The following is a 1667-nucleotide window of genomic DNA, read 5'->3' as shown; positions in this document are numbered from 1 at the left end:
TCCTTGACAATTAAATAGCGAGTTGGACAGAAAAGTTATCAGCTAGCGTGGTTCCGGCTTCGGTTGGAACCATTAGATACAGATTTGAACTGGAGAGTTTGATTCTGGCTCAGATTGAACGCTGGCGGCGTGCCTAACACATGCAAGTCGAACGAGAAAGTCCCTTCGGGGGCGAGTACAGTGGCGCACGGGTGAGTAACGCGTGGATAATCTACCCAAAGGTCTGGAATAACAGTTGGAAACGACTGATAATACCGGATGTACTGGAAACGGGAAAGGTGGCCTCTGCTTGCAAGCTACTGCCTTTGGATGAGTCCGCGTCTCATTAGCTAGACGGTAGGGTAACGGCCTACCGTGGCAACGATGAGTAGCAGGCCTGAGAGGGTGGCCTGCCACACTGGGACTGGAACACGGCCCAGACTCCTACGGGAGGCAGCAGTGGGGAATATTGCGCAATGGGGGAAACCCTGACGCAGCGACGCCGCGTGGAGGATGAAGGCTTTCGGGTCGTAAACTCCTGTCAAGAGGGAAGAAACCTGTGAAGAGTAATATGCTTCGCAATTGACGGTACCTCTAGAGGAAGCACCGGCTAATTCCGTGCCAGCAGCCGCGGTAATACGGAAGGTGCAAGCGTTAATCGGAATCACTGGGCGTAAAGCGCTCGTAGGTTGCTTTGTAAGTCAGGTGTGAAATCCCACGGCTCAACCGTGGAATAGCACTTGATACTGCATTGCTTGAGTTCGGGAGAGGGTAGTGGAATTCCAGGTGTAGGAGTGAAATCCGTAGAGATCTGGAGGAACACCAGTGGCGAAGGCGACTACCTGGACCGATACTGACACTGAGGAGCGAAAGCGTGGGGAGCAAACAGGATTAGATACCCTGGTAGTCCACGCTGTAAACGATGGATACTAGGTGTCGGGGGCTTGACCTTCGGTGCCGTAGCTAACGCGTTAAGTATCCCGCCTGGGGAGTACGGTCGCAAGGCTGAAACTCAAAGAAATTGACGGGGGCCCGCACAAGCGGTGGAGTATGTGGTTTAATTCGATGCAACGCGAAGAACCTTACCTAGGCTTGACATCCCTGGAACCTTCCCGAAAAGGAGGGGTGCTCTTCGGAGAACCAGGAGACAGGTGCTGCATGGCTGTCGTCAGCTCGTGCCGTGAGGTGTTGGGTTAAGTCCCGCAACGAGCGCAACCCCTATTCTTAGTTGCCATCAGGTGATGCTGGGCACTCTAGGGAGACTGCCCGGGTTAACCGGGAGGAAGGTGGGGACGACGTCAAGTCATCATGGCCCTTACGCCTAGGGCTACACACGTACTACAATGGCGCATACAAAGGGCAGCGATACCGTGAGGTGGAGCGAATCCCAGAAAGTGCGTCTCAGTCCGGATTGGAGTCTGCAACTCGACTCCATGAAGTCGGAATCGCTAGTAATCCCGGATCAGCATGCCGGGGTGAATGCGTTCCCGGGCCTTGTACACACCGCCCGTCACACCACGAAAGTTGGTTCTACCCGACATCGGTGAGCTAACCCGCAAGGGAGGCAGCCGCCTACGGTAGGGCTAATGATTGGGGTGAAGTCGTAACAAGGTAGCCGTAGGGGAACCTGCGGCTGGATCACCTCCTTTAAGGAAATTTGTCCAACTCGCTATTTACTTGCAAGGAGC

General features: G+C 54.5%; 1 rRNA gene. It reads left to right on the top strand.

The window, feature by feature from the left end:
* The first annotated feature begins 86 nt into the window (after positions 1–86).
* Positions 87–1628, top strand: a 16S ribosomal RNA gene (locus HUV26_RS13450).
* The last annotated feature ends 39 nt before the right edge of the window (positions 1629–1667 follow it).

Origin of the sequence: Desulfovibrio psychrotolerans, assembly GCF_013340305.1 — a bacterium.
In the GTDB taxonomy this organism is placed as follows: domain Bacteria; phylum Desulfobacterota; class Desulfovibrionia; order Desulfovibrionales; family Desulfovibrionaceae; genus Halodesulfovibrio; species Halodesulfovibrio psychrotolerans.
Note: the sequence above shows the minus strand (reverse complement) of the source record. Positions and strands in the feature narration are given on the sequence as shown.